Genomic DNA, 15,909 nt, shown 5'->3' on the forward strand with positions numbered 1-15,909 from the left:
TCCAGCGGAGCAACGAACAATATGAACGACTCTTACCTGAACTTCGTCAATTCGCCGTTCGGCGCGCGCGTTGCGCGTTCTCTTGGCCTTCCGAAGCCCGAGGTGCTGCGCCGCTATCGCGCCGACGAGCCCGAGTTCGGCGGCCTGGTCGCGATTGGCGCCGGGCGCGAGCCGCATCTGCTCGATTCGCTGGCGGACCTGGTGGCGAGCATCGGCGTGACGAGCGTCGCGCATGAAAGCGCCGGATTGTGGATGCCCCTGGCGCACCGTCACGGTCTGCTGACGGGGCGCTTCGAACCTGCGGAGTCGGGCTCGGCCGCGCGTGTCGGCGCATTGATCTTCGACGCGAGCGGTATCGACGAAAGCAGCCAGATGGAACCGCTGCACGCGTTCTTTCACGACACGCTGCGCTCACTTGGGAAATGCGGGCGCATCGTCGTGTTGGGACGGCCGCCCGAAGCGTGCCCGAGTCCGCGTAAATGGACTGCGCAACGCGCGCTGGAAGGACTCACGCGTTCGCTCGGCAAGGAAGCGCGGCGCGGCATCACGGCGAATCTGGTCCATGTCGCCGAAGGCGCCGAGCGCGAAATGGAAGCCACGCTGCGCTTCTTTCTGTCACCGCGTTCGGCGTATGTGTCGGGCCAGGTGGTGCGAATCGCCGCAGACGGTTTGCATCGTCTTGCAAATAGCGTGGTCGTTACCGATGCCATCGGTAACGACGCTGCATCGCCCTTCGACTGGAACCAGCCGCTCGCGAACCGGCGCGCGGTCGTGACAGGCGCCGCACGCGGCATCGGCGCGGCGATTGCGAACGTGCTCGCGGCGCAAGGCGCGCACGTGATCGGCATCGACATTCCGCCCGCGCGCGACGCGCTCGAAGCCACCATGCGCCAGTTGAACGGCACCGCCCTCGCCTTCGACATCGCCGCGCCCGAAGCGCCCGCGCAGATCTCCGCGGCGCTCGACGACCACGGCGTGGACATCGTCGTGCACAACGCCGGCATCACGAAAGACAAAACCATCGCGAAGATGACAGGCAGCGCGTGGCAAAGCGTGATCGACATCAACCTGTGCGCGCAGGAGCGTATCGACGACGCGCTGCTCGCGGCGGGTATTCTGCGCGACGGCGGGCGCATCGTCGGCGTGTCGTCGATCAGCGGGATCGCGGGCAATCCCGGCCAGACCAACTACGCGACGTCGAAAGCCGGCGTGATCGGCCGCGTGCAAAGCATGGCGCCGCTGCTGCGCCCGCGCGGCATTACGATCAACGCGGTCGCGCCAGGTTTCATCGAAACGCAGATGACCGCGAAGATGCCGCTGGCCCTTCGCGAGGCAGGCCGCCGGATGAATTCGCTCGCGCAGGGCGGCCTGCCTGTCGACGTCGCCCAGACTATCGCGTGGCTCGCGCATCCAGGCTCGGCCGGCATCAGCGGCCAGGTCGTGCGCGTGTGCGGACAAAGCCTGATCGGAGCATGAGCATGGATGAACCCGGCGATCCGTTTGGCGGGAATCATGCAACGAAGCTCGCGCCGCACGCGGTGCGGCCCAAGACTGTCGTCGTCGAAACCCTGCCGACGCCGGCGAAGCTCTATGCGCGCGCTTTGTCGGGCATCGTCAAACGCGGACGCCCCACGCAGTTGCCCGCGTTGCGCCTCGTGCGCCCCGCCGTCGCGCTCGATCCGGGGCCGGCGTGGCGTTACGCGCGCGTGTGCGGCTTCATCCCGGAGCACGGCGTGCCTCTCACGTATCCGCATCTGCTCGCGTTCCCCTTGCATCTGCTGATGCTGACCGATCCGGCGTTCCCGTGGCCCGCGGTCGGGCTGCTGCATCTGGCCAATCATGTGCGTCTGCGCCGGCCGCTCGCGTACAAGGACCTGCTGCGGGTCGAGGTGGAATTCGGCGCGCTGCTGCGCCACGACAAGGGCCAGGCGTTCCTGCTGCATACCCGCATTTACCGGCGCGGCGAAGCGGTGTGGGACGGCGACAGCGTTTATCTGAAACGCGGCGTGCCGGCGAGCGGCGCGCAGCTCGATCCGCTTCAGGTCGATACCGCGGCGTTGCAACGCATCGCGCGCTGGCAGCTTGCGCCGCAACTTGGCCGCGATTACGCGAGCGTGTCGGGCGACTACAACCCGATCCATCTGAGCGCGCTCTCCGCAAAAGCGTTCGGTTTTCCGCGCGCGATCGCGCACGGCATGTGGACGCTCGCGCGCGCGGCATCGTCCTTGCAGCCGCCTAAGCCGCTTGCCGAAGCCACGCTCAGTGCCGAATTCAAGCTGCCGATGCTGCTGCCAGGCGAAGCGTCGTTGTGGAGCGCGTCGTCTTCGCTGATCGAACGCGATATCGAGGTGCGCGACATCGCCGGAGAAAAGCCGCATTTGCGCGGCCGCATGCAATGGAGATTGCAATGAAGCGCGCGCCGTTTGCCCGATAGCGGCGCTCGCACTCGAACCCCGACCATCACCACACGCAACTAGCTGAAGGAGCCAGGCATGTCCCACCCGCTGCCACCCGTGCGCCGCGTCGCGATTATCGGCGGCAACCGGATTCCGTTCGCCCGCTCGAACACCGCGTATGCGACCGCGTCGAATCAGGACATGCTGACCTTCACGCTGCAAGGACTGATCGACCGCTATGGCCTGCACGGCGAACGTCTCGGCGAAGTTGCGGCGGGCGCCGTCATCAAGCATTCGCGCGACTTCAATCTGACGCGCGAATCCGTGCTGTCCACCACACTCGCGAAGGAAACGCCCGCGTACGATGTTCAACAGGCCTGCGGTACGGGGCTCGAAGCCGCCATACTCGTTGCCAACAAGATCGCGTTGGGACAGATCGAAGTGGGTATCGCGGGCGGCGTCGATACGACATCGGATGCGCCTATTGGCGTCAACGAAAACATGCGCAAGATTCTGCTCGAAGCGAATCGCGGCAGGAGTACGGGCCAGCGCGTGGGCGCGCTCGCGAAGCTGCGGCCCGGTATGTTCTTCAAGCCGCTCCTGCCGCGCAACGGCGAGCCGCGTACCGGCCTTTCGATGGGCGAGCATTGCGAACTGATGGCCAAGCGCTGGAACATCTCGCGCGAAGCGCAGGACGTGCTGGCTTACGAGAGTCACCGCAAGCTGGCCGAAGCTTACGCGCGCGGCTTCGTCAACGATCTGATGACGCCGTATCGCGGCCTCGCGCGCGACAACAATCTGCGCTCAGACCTCACGCTGGAAAAGCTCGCCGCGCTCGCGCCCGCCTTCGATCGCGACGCGGGCACGCTGACCGCGGGCAACTCCACGCCGCTCACCGACGGCGCCTCCGCCGTACTGCTTGCAAGCGAGGAGTGGGCCCCGCGCCACGGGTTGCCGGTGCTCGCGTATCTGAGCTGGTCGGAAACCGCGGCAGTCGACTTCTTCGACAAGAAAGAAGGCCTGTTGATGGCGCCCGCCTACGCAGTGCCGCGCATGCTTGCGCGAGCCGGACTGACGTTGCAGGACTTCGATTTCTACGAGATTCACGAAGCGTTCGCGGCGCAGGTGCTATGCACGCTCGCGGCGTGGCAGGATGACGAATACTGCCGCACGCAGCTTGGCCTCGACGCGCCGCTCGGTTCGATCGACACAGCGAAGCTCAACGTGAACGGCGGCTCGCTCGCGACCGGGCATCCGTTCGCGGCGACGGGCGGCCGCATCGTCGCGGGTCTGGCGAAGATGCTCGCTCAACTCGACAAGCCGGCGGGCACCGCGCGCGGACTGATTTCGATCTGCGCGGCGGGCGGCCAGGGCGTGGTGGCGATAATCGAGCGTTGAGCGTCGCGGCGGCGGCATGCAGCGATGGAAAGCGGGACCTGACAACAGGCGAGTAACTGGCAAGCTACCGACAAGCTACTGGCAAGCAAGCGCCAGGCAAAAGGGAAGCAGAAGCAGCAACATGCTGGACCGCTTCAACCAGCGCATAAACAATTGAAGCCAAGGCTTCAGGAGACGACCGATGACCCAGCCCACTCAAGCCTCGCTATCGCCCGCCGCTGCGAATCAGGCGACCGGGGCCGCTCATGCAGACGCGGCGGCAACTCCTCACGCAATGCAAGACGCAACGGGGCGCCCTAACCAGTCGCCCAACACCGACGGCATCTGGTACGCGTCGTATCCCGCCGACGTGCCGCATGAGATCGACGTCGGCAAATACGACTCCGTCGTGCACTTCTTCGACGAATGCATCGCGCAATTCCGTGAGCGCGTTGCCTACGTGAGCGTCGGCGCGAGCTTGACCTATGGCGAACTCGGCCGCAAGGCGACGGCCTTCGCCGCGTATCTGCAAAGCATCGGCGTGAAGCCGGGCGAGCGCGTCGCGATCATGCTGCCGAATACGTTTCAATATCCGGTGTCGCTGTTCGGCATACTGAAAGCCGGCGCGGTGGTGGTCAACGTGAATCCGCTCTATACCGTGCGCGAACTCGCGTATCAGTTGAAGGACAGCGGCGCGCAGACCATCATCGTTTTCGAGAACTTTGCGAAGACGGTGCAGGACGCGCTGCCGGGCACCAAGGTGCAGAACGTGATCGTGACGGGACTCGGCGATCTGCTCGCCGATGGTCTGAATCTGAAGGGACGTCTGCTCAATTTCATGCTGCGCCACGTGAAGAAGATGGTGCCCGCGTACACGCTGCCGAACGCCGTTGCGTTGCTGGAGGCGCTTGCCATCGGTTATACGCGGCCGCTCACGCCTGTTCGGCCAACGCATCACGACATCGCGTTTCTTCAGTACACCGGCGGAACGACCGGCGTCGCGAAAGGCGCGATGCTCACGCACCGGAACATCATCGCCAATCTGCTGCAGGCAAAGGCGTGGGCCGAAGGTCAATTGAGCGGCGAAGTCGAAACCGTGCTCACGCCGCTGCCGCTCTATCACATCTATTCGCTGACGGTGAACGCGCTGATCTTCATGGGTCTCGGCGGGCGCAACATTCTGATCGCGAATCCGCGCGACATGAAGCGCGTGATGATGATCATCCGTCACGAGAAATTCACCGGCATGACGGCGGTCAACACGCTCTACAACGCGTTTCTCGAGAACGAGGAATTCTGCAAGCGCGATTTCTCCGACCTGAAACTGGCAATGGCGGGCGGCATGGCAACGCAGCGGTCGGTGGCCGAGCGCTTCAAGGCCGTCACGGGCAAGCCGATTATCGAAGGCTACGGCTTGACCGAATGCTCGCCTATCGTGTCGATGAATCCCGTCGACATCTCGAACCTGCGCGAGTTCGAAGGCTCGATCGGCCTCCCCGCGCCCTCCACGCAAGTCCGCTTCAAGAAAGACGACGGCAGTTGGGCCAACATCGGCGAAGCGGGCGAATTGTGCGTGAAGGGGCCGCAGGTCATGAAAGGCTACTGGAACCGGCCAGAAGAAACGGCGAAGGTGATCGACGACGAAGGTTGGCTTGCGACCGGCGACATCGGCGTGATGGATTCGCGCGGCTTCATCCGGCTGATCGACCGCAAGAAAGACATGATTCTGGTCTCGGGCTTCAACGTCTATCCGAACGAGATCGAGGACGTGATCGCGGCGCACCCCGATGTGCGCGAAGTAGCTGCAATCGGTGTGCCCGACGACGCCCAGGGGGAACGCGTGAAGGTGTTCATCGTGAAGCGCAATCCGTCGCTGACCGCCGAGCAGGTGATCGCGCATTGCCGCAAAAACCTGACGGGATACAAGGTGCCGAAGGTAGTCGAGTTTCGTGACGATCTGCCGCAAACCAACGTCGGCAAGATTCTGCGCCGCGCGCTGCGAGACGAGGAACTCGCGAAGCAAAAGACTGCCTGAGAGGCAAGGCGCTTGCATGATCTCTTGCGCCACCCTTTCGGAGAGTTCGATGACGCACCGCCTGTTCGCACGTCTGCGCATTGCCCGTTTCGTGCGGCCCGACGCTCACGTTAGCGCGGGCGGCACCGCGTCGGCGCTCGCAGCGTCTGGTAGTGCATCGCACCGGTGCGGTCTTGGCACGCTGCTGCTGGGCGCGTGGATGGCCGGCGCGGCGAGTATCGCGACAGTGCCCGCGTTTGCGCAAAACGACGACAAGCCGCCGCCGCTCGAAGTCGCGAGCGCTGTCAAGGCGCCATCCACGCCGGCGTCGCAGGTCGGCACGCTGACGCTGGATCAGCAGGTCAAATGGCTGCGCGCAGCGCAACAAAGCGGCGCGCTCCAAACGCTCGGCGACGCGCAACTTGTCGCGCTCTTCAAGTCGCTCGATCCGCTCGCGTTGCCGCGCTATATCAAGGAAGGGCCGAACGGCTACGCGTCGTATGAAATGACGATGTCGCGTTCGGAACGCATTCGCGGCCAGTGGCCCGACAAGCCGGACCACATGCTGGTGCGGGTCGCGCACGACCCGCTTCGCATCTACGCGAAGTGGCTGCCCGACGGCGCGCATGCAGGCCAGGAGATCCTCTACGACGAGTCCAAGCGCGCGGACGAAATGTACGGACATCTGGGCGGCATCATGAACGTGATGCCGTTATGGACGTCGTTGAACGGCGCCCTCGCCCGCTCGCAATCGAATCACGACGTGCGCGATCTCGGGACCGAATACGTCGCTCAGCAATACCTCGCCGAGGGTAAAAAATTTATCGAGGCCGGCTTGCCGCGCTCGACGCAGATCGAAGTGAAGACGATCGACGGCGTGCGCGTAGTCGCGTTCACGTTCGAGACACCGAGCGGCCAGCCGCAGTTCTACGCAAAGAGGGAAACGCTTGGGCTCGATCTGCGGCATCCGTATTTCCGCACTGTCGAGTCTTACGACAATGACGGCCGCATCTTCGAGAAGATCGTGTTCGAAACGATCACGCCGAAAACTTTCGACGATTCGACTTTCGATCCCAGGAACAAGGCTTATAAGTTCTAGCGCGGCGCGAATACAAAGCTTACGTGAGCGGACTGCGTGCCCAGCTCATGGCTCTGTTCATGGCCGTGTTCGATGCGATGCGTTGCACTCGTGGCGAGTTCTTTGAGCACGAAATAGTCGGACGCGCGTGTCACGCCTATTAGCCACGGCGCCGGTTTCCCGTTAGTCGATATCCGGAGCATGGGTGCAAGCGCCGTGTGCCATAGCAAGCCGATGTCGTCCCCGGTTTCGAATATCGGCAACTTCATCGCCGCCGCGTAGCGGGCGAATGCGGCGCTGAACGCGAGCGTGGAATCGGCGATCGCGAACGTGTCGCGACGCGCCGCGGCATGCGTGAGCCATGGCCACGCAGAGCCTGCCGTGGTGGAAAGCCATGCACTCGTCATCATGAAGGTGCGCCGGTCCATGCGTTGGTTTGCCTGTTGGTTGCCTGTTGGTTGCCTGTTGGTTGCCTGTTGGTTGCCTGTTGGTTGCCTGTTGGTTGCCTGTTGGTTGCCTGTTCGTTCGCCTGTTCGTTCGCCTGTTCGTTCGCCTGTTCGTTCGCCTGTTCGTTCGCCTGTTGGTTTGCTCGGCGAGCGCAATGCTCGTCGAACAGTTGCGCACTGCCCGCCTAATGTCACCTGACGTTCATGTATAGCCGCGCCGCTCGCGCCACGCCGCAGGCCAGATGCCCTGCTTGCCCGGCGCGAGGACGCCGTTCGGGTCGAGCGCGTCCTTGATCGTTTCCGACAGCCGCAGCAATGCGCCGTCGTTGAAACTGTACTGCGCGGCGGCGAAATCCATATACGCGAGGTGCGCGCGATATTGGCCATAACCGGCCGCGCGCGCATCGCTCATCAACGAGCGCAGTAAGGCGCCCGCCTGCTCGACCTGATTCGTATCGTCGCGATCGAAAATGGCCGCGAAGATGTGATGCAGATGACGCACGCCCGCTGTAAAGCCGCCGTAGTAGTCGAAGCCGTACTCGGCCGCTCGGGCCTTCACCATCGAGTATTGGCGCAACGCATCGCGTCCGCTCGCTGGACACACAGGCGCAAAGTCCACGTGCGCGCCCGCGCCGCCGCGCCAGTCGAGCATGCGAAACGCGCTCGTTGCGGGAATGCCGGCGAGATTGCGGTCGCCGCCCCCTGTGGGCTGCGCATCGCCCGCATAACGCTTTGCCACGAGCCGCGCGTGAGGCACACGCGCGAACGCGCGCTGCACGATTGCATAGCGTGCGTCGATCATCTCGGGCGTGCCGTACAGCGCAAAATGCAGGTTCCAGCGGCCGACGTTCAGTTTGTCGAGCATCGCGGCGACCGCGCTTTCGGGCATCGCGCCGGGGCCGTCGTACCATTGCGCGCGCGCCGACAATCCGGCGGCGCGCCGCAAGCCGCCCTCGATCACCGCGTGATTGCGGATCGTTTCATCGAGCCGCAACGGCCGCATTGTGTCGACGATGGCCTCCAGATCCGCTTCGTCGCGGAACTGGATTTCGCCGAGCAGATACGCGGGCGGCGCGGGCATCAGCCAGACGCCGAGCTTGGTCACGATGCCGTAGTTCGACTGCATGAACATTGCGTCGAACGAAGGTCCGTAACCGGGCTGGTAAAGCTGCCAGGCGGTGCTGGTGTCGATTGCGCCCATGCCGGTTCGCAACACGTCGCCGTTGGCCAGCACCACTTCCATCCCGCATTGCGTGGCCGCGTGATCGCCGTATGGCGTGTAGCCGAAGCCGCGTTCGAGCGTGTTGCCGACCACGCTGCCCCAGCCGGCCGCCGGCGGATCGACCCACAGCCGGTAGCCCTTATCGTGCAGGTGCGCGTGGAGATCGAAGTAGCTCACGCCCGGCTCGACGAGCGCATAGGCGAGCGTCTCGTTCACTTCGACAATGCGGTTCATCCGTTGCAAATCGAGCACGACCGAACCGGTAAGACGCGGCGCCGCGCCGCCGTACGCGAAATTGCGCCCCGTGGAAACGGTCCACAACGGAATGCGATATTGATTCGCCACGCGCAGCACCGCGCGAATTTCATCGACGGATGCGGGCAGCAGCGCAGCGCTCGCCGCGAACGCCTCACGTTCTCCGGGCGCGAACGGATCGAGATAAGTGGAGAGTCCGGCCGCCGAATCCACGACATGCGGCTCGCCGACAATCGAGCGCCAGGCGGCGAGCGCCCGGTCGAACTGCGCGGCGGAAACTCTCGGCGGCAAGTGGCGGATCAAGGGTTCTCCTTCAGCGCGGGGACGGATTGGGTGGTGTGGTCGGGTATTTTTGTAGTCGCGCGCTCGGGGTGCTCGGGGTGCTCGGGGTGCTCGGGCACTCGGGCACTCGGGCACTCGGGCACTCGGGCACTCGGCACTCGGCACTCGGGCGCTCCGCACTCGGCACTCGGTGCACTCGCGGCGCTCGGGGCACTCGGTGCGCTCCCCGCACTCGGTGCACTCGCGGCGCTCGGGGCACTCGGTGCGCTCCCCGCACTCGGTGCACTCGCGGCACTCGCGGCGCTGGGGACACACGCGACACTCGCGGCACTTGCTACTCTCCAGCACCCGGGGCATCCGATCATTCACGCCGTCGCGCCTGATGCGCTAGCGCAGCGCGCCTGACATGCATCTCCCGACGCGCGGCGCGAAACTCCGCCGTCGGACTACAGGAAGCGCCTGGCACAGCAATAGCCCCGCTATTGTCACGCTATTGTCACGCTACTGCCACGCTTCGGGCTTGCCACCGAGCGCACTGCAGACGTCGACGGCAATCGAGCGTAGCTTGCCTTCCGCGATCGGCCCTGACAACGCGTAACCCATGCCGTCGCTGATCCAGTAGAAGGTGCGCCGGTTGCCGTCACGTAGCAGGCGGAACGCGGTCTCGTCGCGCGCGGTGCCGGTCACATACAGCGTGAGCCGCGCGCCGCTGCGGTTCTCGTACATGAATTGCGCGGCCGGCCCCGCTTCGCCTGGCAACAGACGGCCGCCCACGAGCGAATAGCCGTATTCCTGCAGCGACGGCACGGAAAGCGACCGGTTCAGACGTTTGGAAAGCCAGGAGATCAGATGCTCTTCTTCGCTCGCCGCGACTTCCACCGGATGACGCCGCTCCGGCGTATAAACAGCATACGCGACGTCGGCGCGTTCAGCGAAGCTCGGCGGCTGCGCACCGAAACCGTTCCACGCGCCGCCCGTCAAACGCGGCGCGAGCGGCCCCAGCGCGAGCGCGAGCCCGGCGCCCGCCGCGAGCCAGCACGCGGCCATCCCCACACGCCGCCACCAAGGCGTGCGCGGACGCAGCACGATGACGGCGGGCTCATCGGCATCATCGGCTCTGCGCGCGGTGTCTCCAGCCTGGTTGCCCGGCGCGCGACGCGCGTCGTCCTGCGGCGCGCCGCACAATACCTGCAACGCTGCTTTTTGCGCGCGCCACGCGGCGACGCGCGCAGCGGCTTGCGGATGCCCGTCGAGCAGCATCGCGATCCGTTCGCGTTCCGCATCCGACAATTCGCCGTCGACAAACGCCGATAGCGCTTGCAGGTCTACCCCGTCGGGCAAGCTGAGATCGTGGTCGTCATTCATCGCGGGTTTCTCACTACTTTCAGCGGCGGCGGCTTGCGCGCCGGCCCCTGAGCGGGTCCTTCCAGCAACCCGCGCAGATGTTCCCGCGCGCGCGACAGACGCGACATCACCGTGCCGACCGGCACGCCGAGCGCCTTCGAGGTCTCCTGATAACTGAGTTCTTCGACGCAGACGAGCAACACCACCTCGCGCTGCTCGATCGGCAGGCAATACAGCGCGCGCTGCAGATCGCGCAGGACGAGACCGTCGATCTCGCGTTGCGGCGCTTCAAGGTTGCGCCAGGGCGCGCTTTCTTCATCGACGGCAATCTCGCGGCGGCCGCGCAACTGATCGATATAAAGATGCCGCAGGATGGTGAGCAGCCACGCGCGCAGATTGCTGTTCGGCCGGAACCCCGCCCAGCGCGCAAGCGCGCGCTCCGCCGTGTCCTGAACCAGGTCGTCGGCCCATGCGCGGTCCCCCGTCAGCGCGCGCGCGTAGCGGCGCAACTGCGGGAGCCACGAGATCACTTCTGCTTCGAAGCTCACGCGGCGCGTGGCTCTCAGTAGCCGCCGCCGCCGCTACTATTGCCGCCGTTGGTACCCGATGCGCTGTTGTCGGCGGTGGAGGTGCAGGCGCTGGTCCCGAGCGACGCCACTGCGAGCGTGAACAACATAACCACGATGCTGAAAGCTGCTTTCATACGAGTCTCCTGTCGATCAGAGTTAGCGCTTTAGCGCTTACTCTCATCCCATGCAAAGCTGTCGATCCAGAGTTAGCGCTTCAGCGCTTACTCGGGTCCCATGCAAAACGGTCGACGGGAGTTAGCGCGTTAGCCCTTAGTCCCGTCCCATGCAAAGCTGTCGAACGGAGTTAGCGCTTTAGCGCTTACTCCGTTCCCGTGCAAAGCCACTGACCAGAGTCAGTACTGCAGCACCCGCTCCTCAGCGCCTAACCCTGTCCCTGACTAAACGCGTTGGCCTCGGTTTTTATTCCACCGACGCGCCGGCGGTGCCGGCTCTTTCCGCCATCGACGCGGTCAAACGCGGGCCGTGGCCGAAGAAGCCGGCCAATGGTCGGCTGATTTCGTAACTCATCGTTACAGCCAATAGTTATCAGGTGCTTATGTCACCGCAAGCCGTTATAGTGGACGCAGTTCGCCCGTCGACGCGTTCTGCCCCCACACAGGGTAGAATCGCGGCGAACAACCGTCTTTCTAACCTGAATTGTCCATGGCTTCCGCAGAATCGCATCCGCAAAACGACTTCATGAACGCTGCGCGCAAAGAACGAAAGCGCGTTGAGATTTACCTTGTCAACGGCATCCGCCTGACAGGGTGCATCGAGTCGTTCGATCAGTACCTGGTGATGCTGCGCACGCCCGTCGGCCTGCAAGGCATTTACAAGCGCGCCATCTCGACGATCCAGCTCGATACCGGAACTCGTCCGGCTCCGCGCGCGGGCCGTCCATCGCATGGCGAGCACACCACGCGCGGGCCGCACGGCTCGCGGGAGCCGCGCGAGCATCGGGAACCGCGTGAACCGCGCGAATCGTACGGGGCGCCGTCATCCGACAGGCCTGCGCCAGAGCGCGGCAGCGCGTCAGACGCTCCGGTAGTGGTGACGCGCCGCCGGCGCCTGTTCGGCACGGGCGGCGACGGTGGCAATCATGGCGGCGGCGGTCACGCGTAAGCGTCAACCGGTCCGCGGTGCGGCGGCGGTCACTTCGCGAGAGGACCGAGCCGCTGCAGAATTTTCTCCACCCTTGCCACCTGCTGGTCCGTCAGTTCGAACTTGCATTTGACCGCCAACACGCGACGCCGCCAGTAGCCGGCGTCCAACATCCGTTGCGCCGGCTGCCTCGTTGCCCAATCCAGATGTTCCAGCTCTGCCTCCACCACGTGTGAAGCGTTGAAACGCTTGGCGCGCGCGGGTTTCTTGTCCATGGTGTTTGCTGCCTTGTCGTTCGCCGATCGTGTTTGCGCTCCTCCCGAGCTGAACAGTGCAGGCTTCGCGCAGGCGGTCTGATGGGCCGGCCCACGCGACCGTCATTGTTTTATTTTCCGCACTGCATTCCTGCGACACTCGGAAAACGAGCGGGCAGGCTCACGTTTGAAGTCTATCTTTATGTAGATTGGCGCTCGCCGGCCGCGCGTAGATCCGCGCGTCCTCGCAAGTGTGCGGACGCGCGTCCTATGCTTTTCGGTCGATGTCGCCGACGCTCCCTTTGCGTTATGCTCAACCGTCGACTACGTTCATAGGGAGCCTGTTATGACGAGCAAGAAGCACACTGCGTCGCCCGACGCCGGAAAGCAGGCGGAACCGGCGATAGACTCGACCGATAGCCGCCTCGACGAGGCGTTGGAAGAAAGCTTCCCCGCGAGCGACCCGATCGCCGTCCACGAGCACGAGCCGCGTCGCGCATCGGAAAACGAGCAGCCGGAGGGAGAAAAGAAGCGGCGCTAGCGCGCGGCAAGAAGGAAAGCGCATGCTTCGCAAGACCAGCGCGCGGTCCGCACGAGTGGGAATGCCGTCGTCTGGCAATGCGTCGTTTCGGCGGGCCGGGCTGCGGTGAAGCACCACTGCGCCCGGCCTTGGGATGGGCCGTTCGGCCCGCTCCGGTCAGTGCGCGGGCAAGCCGCTTTCGAGTTGGCGCTGCAGGTCGCGCACCTGGCGCTGGGCGACACGCAGTTGCTCCTGCGCGGCAGTCTTCTGCTGCGCGAGCGCCACCGCTTCGGCGCGCGTTTGCTGCTGCTGGTTCGCAACAATCGTCTGCTGCTGGCGGGCAACGTCGAGGTCGGCTTGCAGACGGTTTGCGCGACTCTGTGACAACGCGATCATGCGTTCGGTGAACGCCTTCTGCGCCTCGAGTTGCGTGCGGCGAATCTCTACGCTCGACAATTGCACGGTCTGGCGCACGAAATCGCGATAGATCATCTCGGCGCGCGCCGCGTCCTGCGTCTTGATCACGCGCCAGAAGTTCTTCTGCTGGAAAAGCGCCACGTAGTACGTCATCTCCTTGCCGTGGAACAGTAAGCTCGTCCCATAGCTGCCGTTGTACGTGGTGCGCAACTCGCTGAGCTCCGAGCCCTTGATCAACTGCTGCAGTTCTGCGACGTTCCCCGCGGCGGATTGCTTCGCCTCGTCGGGCGTGAGCGCGGATGTCTGAACTTGCGTCTGCGCCGGCAGCAAAGCGGACGGCAGTGCGGTTGTGGTATCCGGTTCGGCAACCAGCCCGGGTGTTCCATTGCTATCGGCCTCAGGCTGAGCCTGTGCGCACGCGCCTTGTGCTACCCCCAACGCCATGATCGCGGTGACGGCGATCTGTCGTAGTTTCGACTTTTGGTCCATGTAATTCCTGCTTCGACAGTTTTTGTTTTAGTTCCCAATCGTCTCATTATTACTCACTTTCGTAATTTGCGGGCCCTTCGTCGAAAATTTGGTACTTACCTGTTTTTTTTGAGTCGGACGTTCGCGGCGGAGGCTCTGAACGCAAGTCGGCGGGTGTCGACTTCGCGCAGCAGCGCCTGCATGCGATCGGAGGTGGCAAACATTGCATCCGACCCAGGCTTCATCGCACACAGTGCGCACTTTCAGTGCACGCTTCCTCACACGCCGCGCAGCTCCTCGCAGGTCGAGTCGAGCGTTTGGTCCGGTGAGCGCCCTGCTCTTGCAACTGACGGGCACTCCGAGTTTGGTTGTGGCCGACTCAGCCAGTTTCAGCGGTTCAAGAGGCTCTCAGCCAACTTGACGAGCGGGCTCATGACGTCGCCCTGCGGCTGTGCGCCGGCAATTCATAAGTACCCCACATTAACGTTATAGGCACGGCGCGTTTCTCACGCGGAGTTATCAACCGGGCCACGCATCGGGCCATTCGGGCCATTCGGGCCGGGGCTGGTGTTGGAGATCCGCCCTGCGTGCACAAAGGCTTCACATAGTTGCGCGCACTGTCACGCCGTATATTCGTTCGATATGACGCACGTCCATCAGCATGCGGGCGCTCACCCGCCGTCGGGGCTTTCGTCGATCGCCTTAGGCTTGCCGACCAGCGACGCGAAGCACGACAACCTGGACCTCTCTGTGTCAACGAGGTCGGCAACGCACCCGTGGAAAGCGCCTCACGCAGGCCGCGTATCAAAGCCATGCTCCGGTATCAGTTCAATTGAGCCGGAAAGTGCCGCAGTCTGATTAGAGGTTCCACTATCAAACGGTAGCCGCACTTTGACGCACACTTAACGTATTCTGCGCTGACGACACGACGCGGCCGCACGAGAGCCGTTAATCCGGCCTCGCGCCGCGGGCGTCAGGAGAACCCGGAAGCATCACGCGAGATAGCGAGTCTAACGTCTCGCAATATGACTTCACGCGATGCCAATAACGCTGCGCGACCACGATCGCGCTGTCTCTTATCAAGGAGGAAGACAATGATGCAGTTCACTCAACGCGCTCGCGCGGTCGCGCTTCGCACAGCGAAACATGCGGCGGTTGCTGGTGCGCTTCTCGCTGGCGCCGTCACGGCGATGGCGCAAACAGACACTCCGGTAGGCACCTGGCAGACTATCGACGATCACACCGGACAGCCGAAGGCACTAGTGCAGATCTCGCAGGATGGCAATGGCACGCTGAGCGGCAAGGTGATCAAGGGTCTTGGTCCGAACGACCAGCCGGATCGCCGCTGCACCGCTTGCACCGATGCGCGCAAGGACCAGCCGATTCTCGGCATGACCATCATTAGCGAGATGAAAAAGGACGGAGAAGCCTGGGATCACGGGCAGATTCTCGACCCGGAAAACGGCAAGCTATACAAGTGCAAGATGCATCTGGAAGATGGCGGCAACAAGCTCGTAGTGCGCGGCTACATCGGCGTATCGCTGCTTGGCCGATCGCAAACGTGGGTTCGTCAGCAATAGCGTATGCGCGCCAGCCGCGCTGACCAACTCAAAAAAGACAAACGGCCGACGATATTATCGTGCGGCCGTTTTTCCAAGTGATGTCGCGTGATTTGAGTCGTCATGCAGCGTGTTTGAAGGGCGACGTGAAAGCAAACGGAGAAGACGGCAAGGGCTTGGCTGGTGCCGGGGTGTGCGCCGTGGGTGCTGCCAGTGCCGGCGCCTTTTCTGCTGCGACGACGCTTTTCTGTTCCGCGCTCACGTGCGTGCGCATGCGCGCCTGCATCATTGCGCAAAGTTCTTCACTCGCTGCGCCGAACAGCTGCTCCATGACGCGCTTCAATACGCCGGATTCGTACCACGCCTTGAAGCGACGATGACAGGTTTGATAAGACGGGTATTTGCGCGGCATGGCCGACCAGGTGGCGCCGCTGTACATCACCCACAACACGCCGTTCAGAACAGAACGTGTATTGGCAAGCGGGCGTCCGCGCAATTCCGAGCGCGGGCGCAGTTCGGGCAGCAACGGCGCGATGCGTTGCCACTCTTCGTCGTTGATGTCGCGGTAGGGGTTCATGGTTTCTCCTTTGTCAGATACTCGACAAAG

The 15,909-nt window shown here is 63.8% G+C and carries 17 protein-coding genes; 9 read left to right on the forward strand and 8 right to left on the reverse strand.

The window, feature by feature from the left end; all coding sequences use genetic code 11:
- Nucleotides 1–21 precede the first annotated feature (21 nt).
- The 5 genes from RW095_RS29495 to RW095_RS29515 all read left to right on the forward strand — a co-directional run bounded on the left by RW095_RS29495 (nt 22) and on the right by RW095_RS29515 (nt 6,886).
- The gene (locus RW095_RS29495) at nt 22–1,476 is read left to right on the forward strand and encodes a 3-oxoacyl-ACP reductase (RefSeq protein ID WP_317022269.1); all 1,455 of its coding nucleotides are present in this window, start codon (nt 22–24) and stop codon (nt 1,474–1,476) included.
- A gap of 2 nt (nt 1,477–1,478) precedes the next feature.
- A complete protein-coding gene (locus RW095_RS29500; protein ID WP_317022270.1) occupies nt 1,479–2,411 on the forward strand; it encodes a MaoC/PaaZ C-terminal domain-containing protein in 933 nt (310 codons plus the stop codon).
- Between the two features lie 81 nt (nt 2,412–2,492).
- Nucleotides 2,493–3,794 carry an acetyl-CoA C-acetyltransferase gene (locus RW095_RS29505; RefSeq protein WP_317022271.1) on the forward strand — a complete coding sequence of 434 codons (1,302 nt, stop codon included), beginning with the start codon at nt 2,493–2,495 and terminating at the stop codon, nt 3,792–3,794.
- 181 nt (nt 3,795–3,975) lie between these two features.
- The gene (locus RW095_RS29510) at nt 3,976–5,808 is read left to right on the forward strand and encodes an AMP-binding protein (RefSeq protein ID WP_317022272.1); all 1,833 of its coding nucleotides are present in this window, start codon (nt 3,976–3,978) and stop codon (nt 5,806–5,808) included.
- 199 nt (nt 5,809–6,007) lie between these two features.
- Nucleotides 6,008–6,886: a DUF1571 domain-containing protein gene (locus tag RW095_RS29515; protein ID WP_394365221.1), complete on the forward strand. Its 879-nt coding sequence runs from the start codon at nt 6,008–6,010 to the stop codon at nt 6,884–6,886.
- Here the strand turns inward: RW095_RS29515 and RW095_RS29520 are convergent.
- The gene (locus RW095_RS29520; RefSeq protein WP_317022274.1) at nt 6,883–7,293 is read right to left on the reverse strand and encodes a hypothetical protein; all 411 of its coding nucleotides are present in this window, start codon (nt 7,291–7,293) and stop codon (nt 6,883–6,885) included. The genes RW095_RS29515 and RW095_RS29520 overlap by 4 nt on opposite strands.
- A 220-nt stretch (nt 7,294–7,513) precedes the next feature.
- Nucleotides 7,514–9,091, reverse strand: a complete 1,578-nt coding sequence (locus RW095_RS29525; RefSeq protein ID WP_317022275.1) for an FAD-dependent oxidoreductase — start codon at nt 9,089–9,091, stop codon at nt 7,514–7,516.
- A gap of 33 nt (nt 9,092–9,124) precedes the next feature.
- Between RW095_RS29525 and RW095_RS29530 the strand changes: the two genes are divergently transcribed.
- The gene (locus tag RW095_RS29530; RefSeq protein ID WP_317022276.1) at nt 9,125–9,475 is read left to right on the forward strand and encodes a hypothetical protein; all 351 of its coding nucleotides are present in this window, start codon (nt 9,125–9,127) and stop codon (nt 9,473–9,475) included.
- Nucleotides 9,476–9,571: 96 nt separating this feature from the next.
- Here the strand turns inward: RW095_RS29530 and RW095_RS29535 are convergent, their stop codons facing one another.
- The 3 genes from RW095_RS29535 to RW095_RS29545 are packed head-to-tail and all read right to left on the reverse strand — an operon-like array spanning nt 9,572 to nt 11,117.
- Nucleotides 9,572–10,435, reverse strand: a complete 864-nt coding sequence (locus RW095_RS29535) for an anti-sigma factor family protein (RefSeq protein WP_317022277.1) — start codon at nt 10,433–10,435, stop codon at nt 9,572–9,574.
- Entirely contained in the window at nt 10,432–10,962 is a 531-nt protein-coding gene (locus RW095_RS29540; protein ID WP_317022278.1) for an RNA polymerase sigma factor, read from the reverse strand. The genes RW095_RS29535 and RW095_RS29540 overlap by 4 nt, the downstream gene beginning before the upstream one ends.
- Before the next feature lie 14 nt (nt 10,963–10,976).
- On the reverse strand, nt 10,977–11,117 hold the full coding sequence (locus RW095_RS29545) for a hypothetical protein (protein WP_317022279.1): 141 nt from the start codon (nt 11,115–11,117) through the stop codon (nt 10,977–10,979).
- A 529-nt stretch (nt 11,118–11,646) separates the two neighbouring features.
- Between RW095_RS29545 and hfq the strand changes: the two genes are divergently transcribed.
- Nucleotides 11,647–12,105 carry an RNA chaperone Hfq gene (gene hfq / locus RW095_RS29550; RefSeq protein ID WP_317022280.1) on the forward strand — a complete coding sequence of 153 codons (459 nt, stop codon included), beginning with the start codon at nt 11,647–11,649 and terminating at the stop codon, nt 12,103–12,105.
- Between the two features lie 29 nt (nt 12,106–12,134).
- On the opposite strand, the gene RW095_RS29555 is transcribed toward hfq, so the two are convergent.
- Nucleotides 12,135–12,359 carry a hypothetical protein gene (locus RW095_RS29555; RefSeq protein ID WP_317022281.1) on the reverse strand — a complete coding sequence of 75 codons (225 nt, stop codon included), beginning with the start codon at nt 12,357–12,359 and terminating at the stop codon, nt 12,135–12,137.
- Between the two features lie 325 nt (nt 12,360–12,684).
- Between RW095_RS29555 and RW095_RS29560 the strand changes: the two genes are divergently transcribed.
- Entirely contained in the window at nt 12,685–12,879 is a 195-nt protein-coding gene (locus tag RW095_RS29560) for a hypothetical protein (protein ID WP_317022282.1), read from the forward strand.
- Nucleotides 12,880–13,035: 156 nt separating this feature from the next.
- Here the strand turns inward: RW095_RS29560 and RW095_RS29565 are convergent, their stop codons facing one another.
- Complete coding sequence (locus tag RW095_RS29565; RefSeq protein WP_317022283.1) at nt 13,036–13,764, reverse strand: DUF2968 domain-containing protein; 729 nt, start codon at nt 13,762–13,764, stop codon at nt 13,036–13,038.
- 1,073 nt (nt 13,765–14,837) lie between these two features.
- Between RW095_RS29565 and RW095_RS29570 the strand changes: the two genes are divergently transcribed.
- Nucleotides 14,838–15,323: a DUF2147 domain-containing protein gene (locus RW095_RS29570; protein ID WP_317022284.1), complete on the forward strand. Its 486-nt coding sequence runs from the start codon at nt 14,838–14,840 to the stop codon at nt 15,321–15,323.
- 100 nt (nt 15,324–15,423) lie between these two features.
- On the opposite strand, the gene RW095_RS29575 is transcribed toward RW095_RS29570, so the two are convergent.
- Nucleotides 15,424–15,879, reverse strand: coding sequence for a transposase (locus tag RW095_RS29575; RefSeq protein WP_317022285.1), 456 nt, complete (start codon nt 15,877–15,879; stop codon nt 15,424–15,426).
- Between the last annotated feature and the right edge of the window lie 30 nt (nt 15,880–15,909).

Origin of the sequence: Paraburkholderia kirstenboschensis (assembly GCF_032806925.1) — a bacterium.
Classification (GTDB): Bacteria; Pseudomonadota; Gammaproteobacteria; order Burkholderiales; family Burkholderiaceae; genus Paraburkholderia; species Paraburkholderia kirstenboschensis.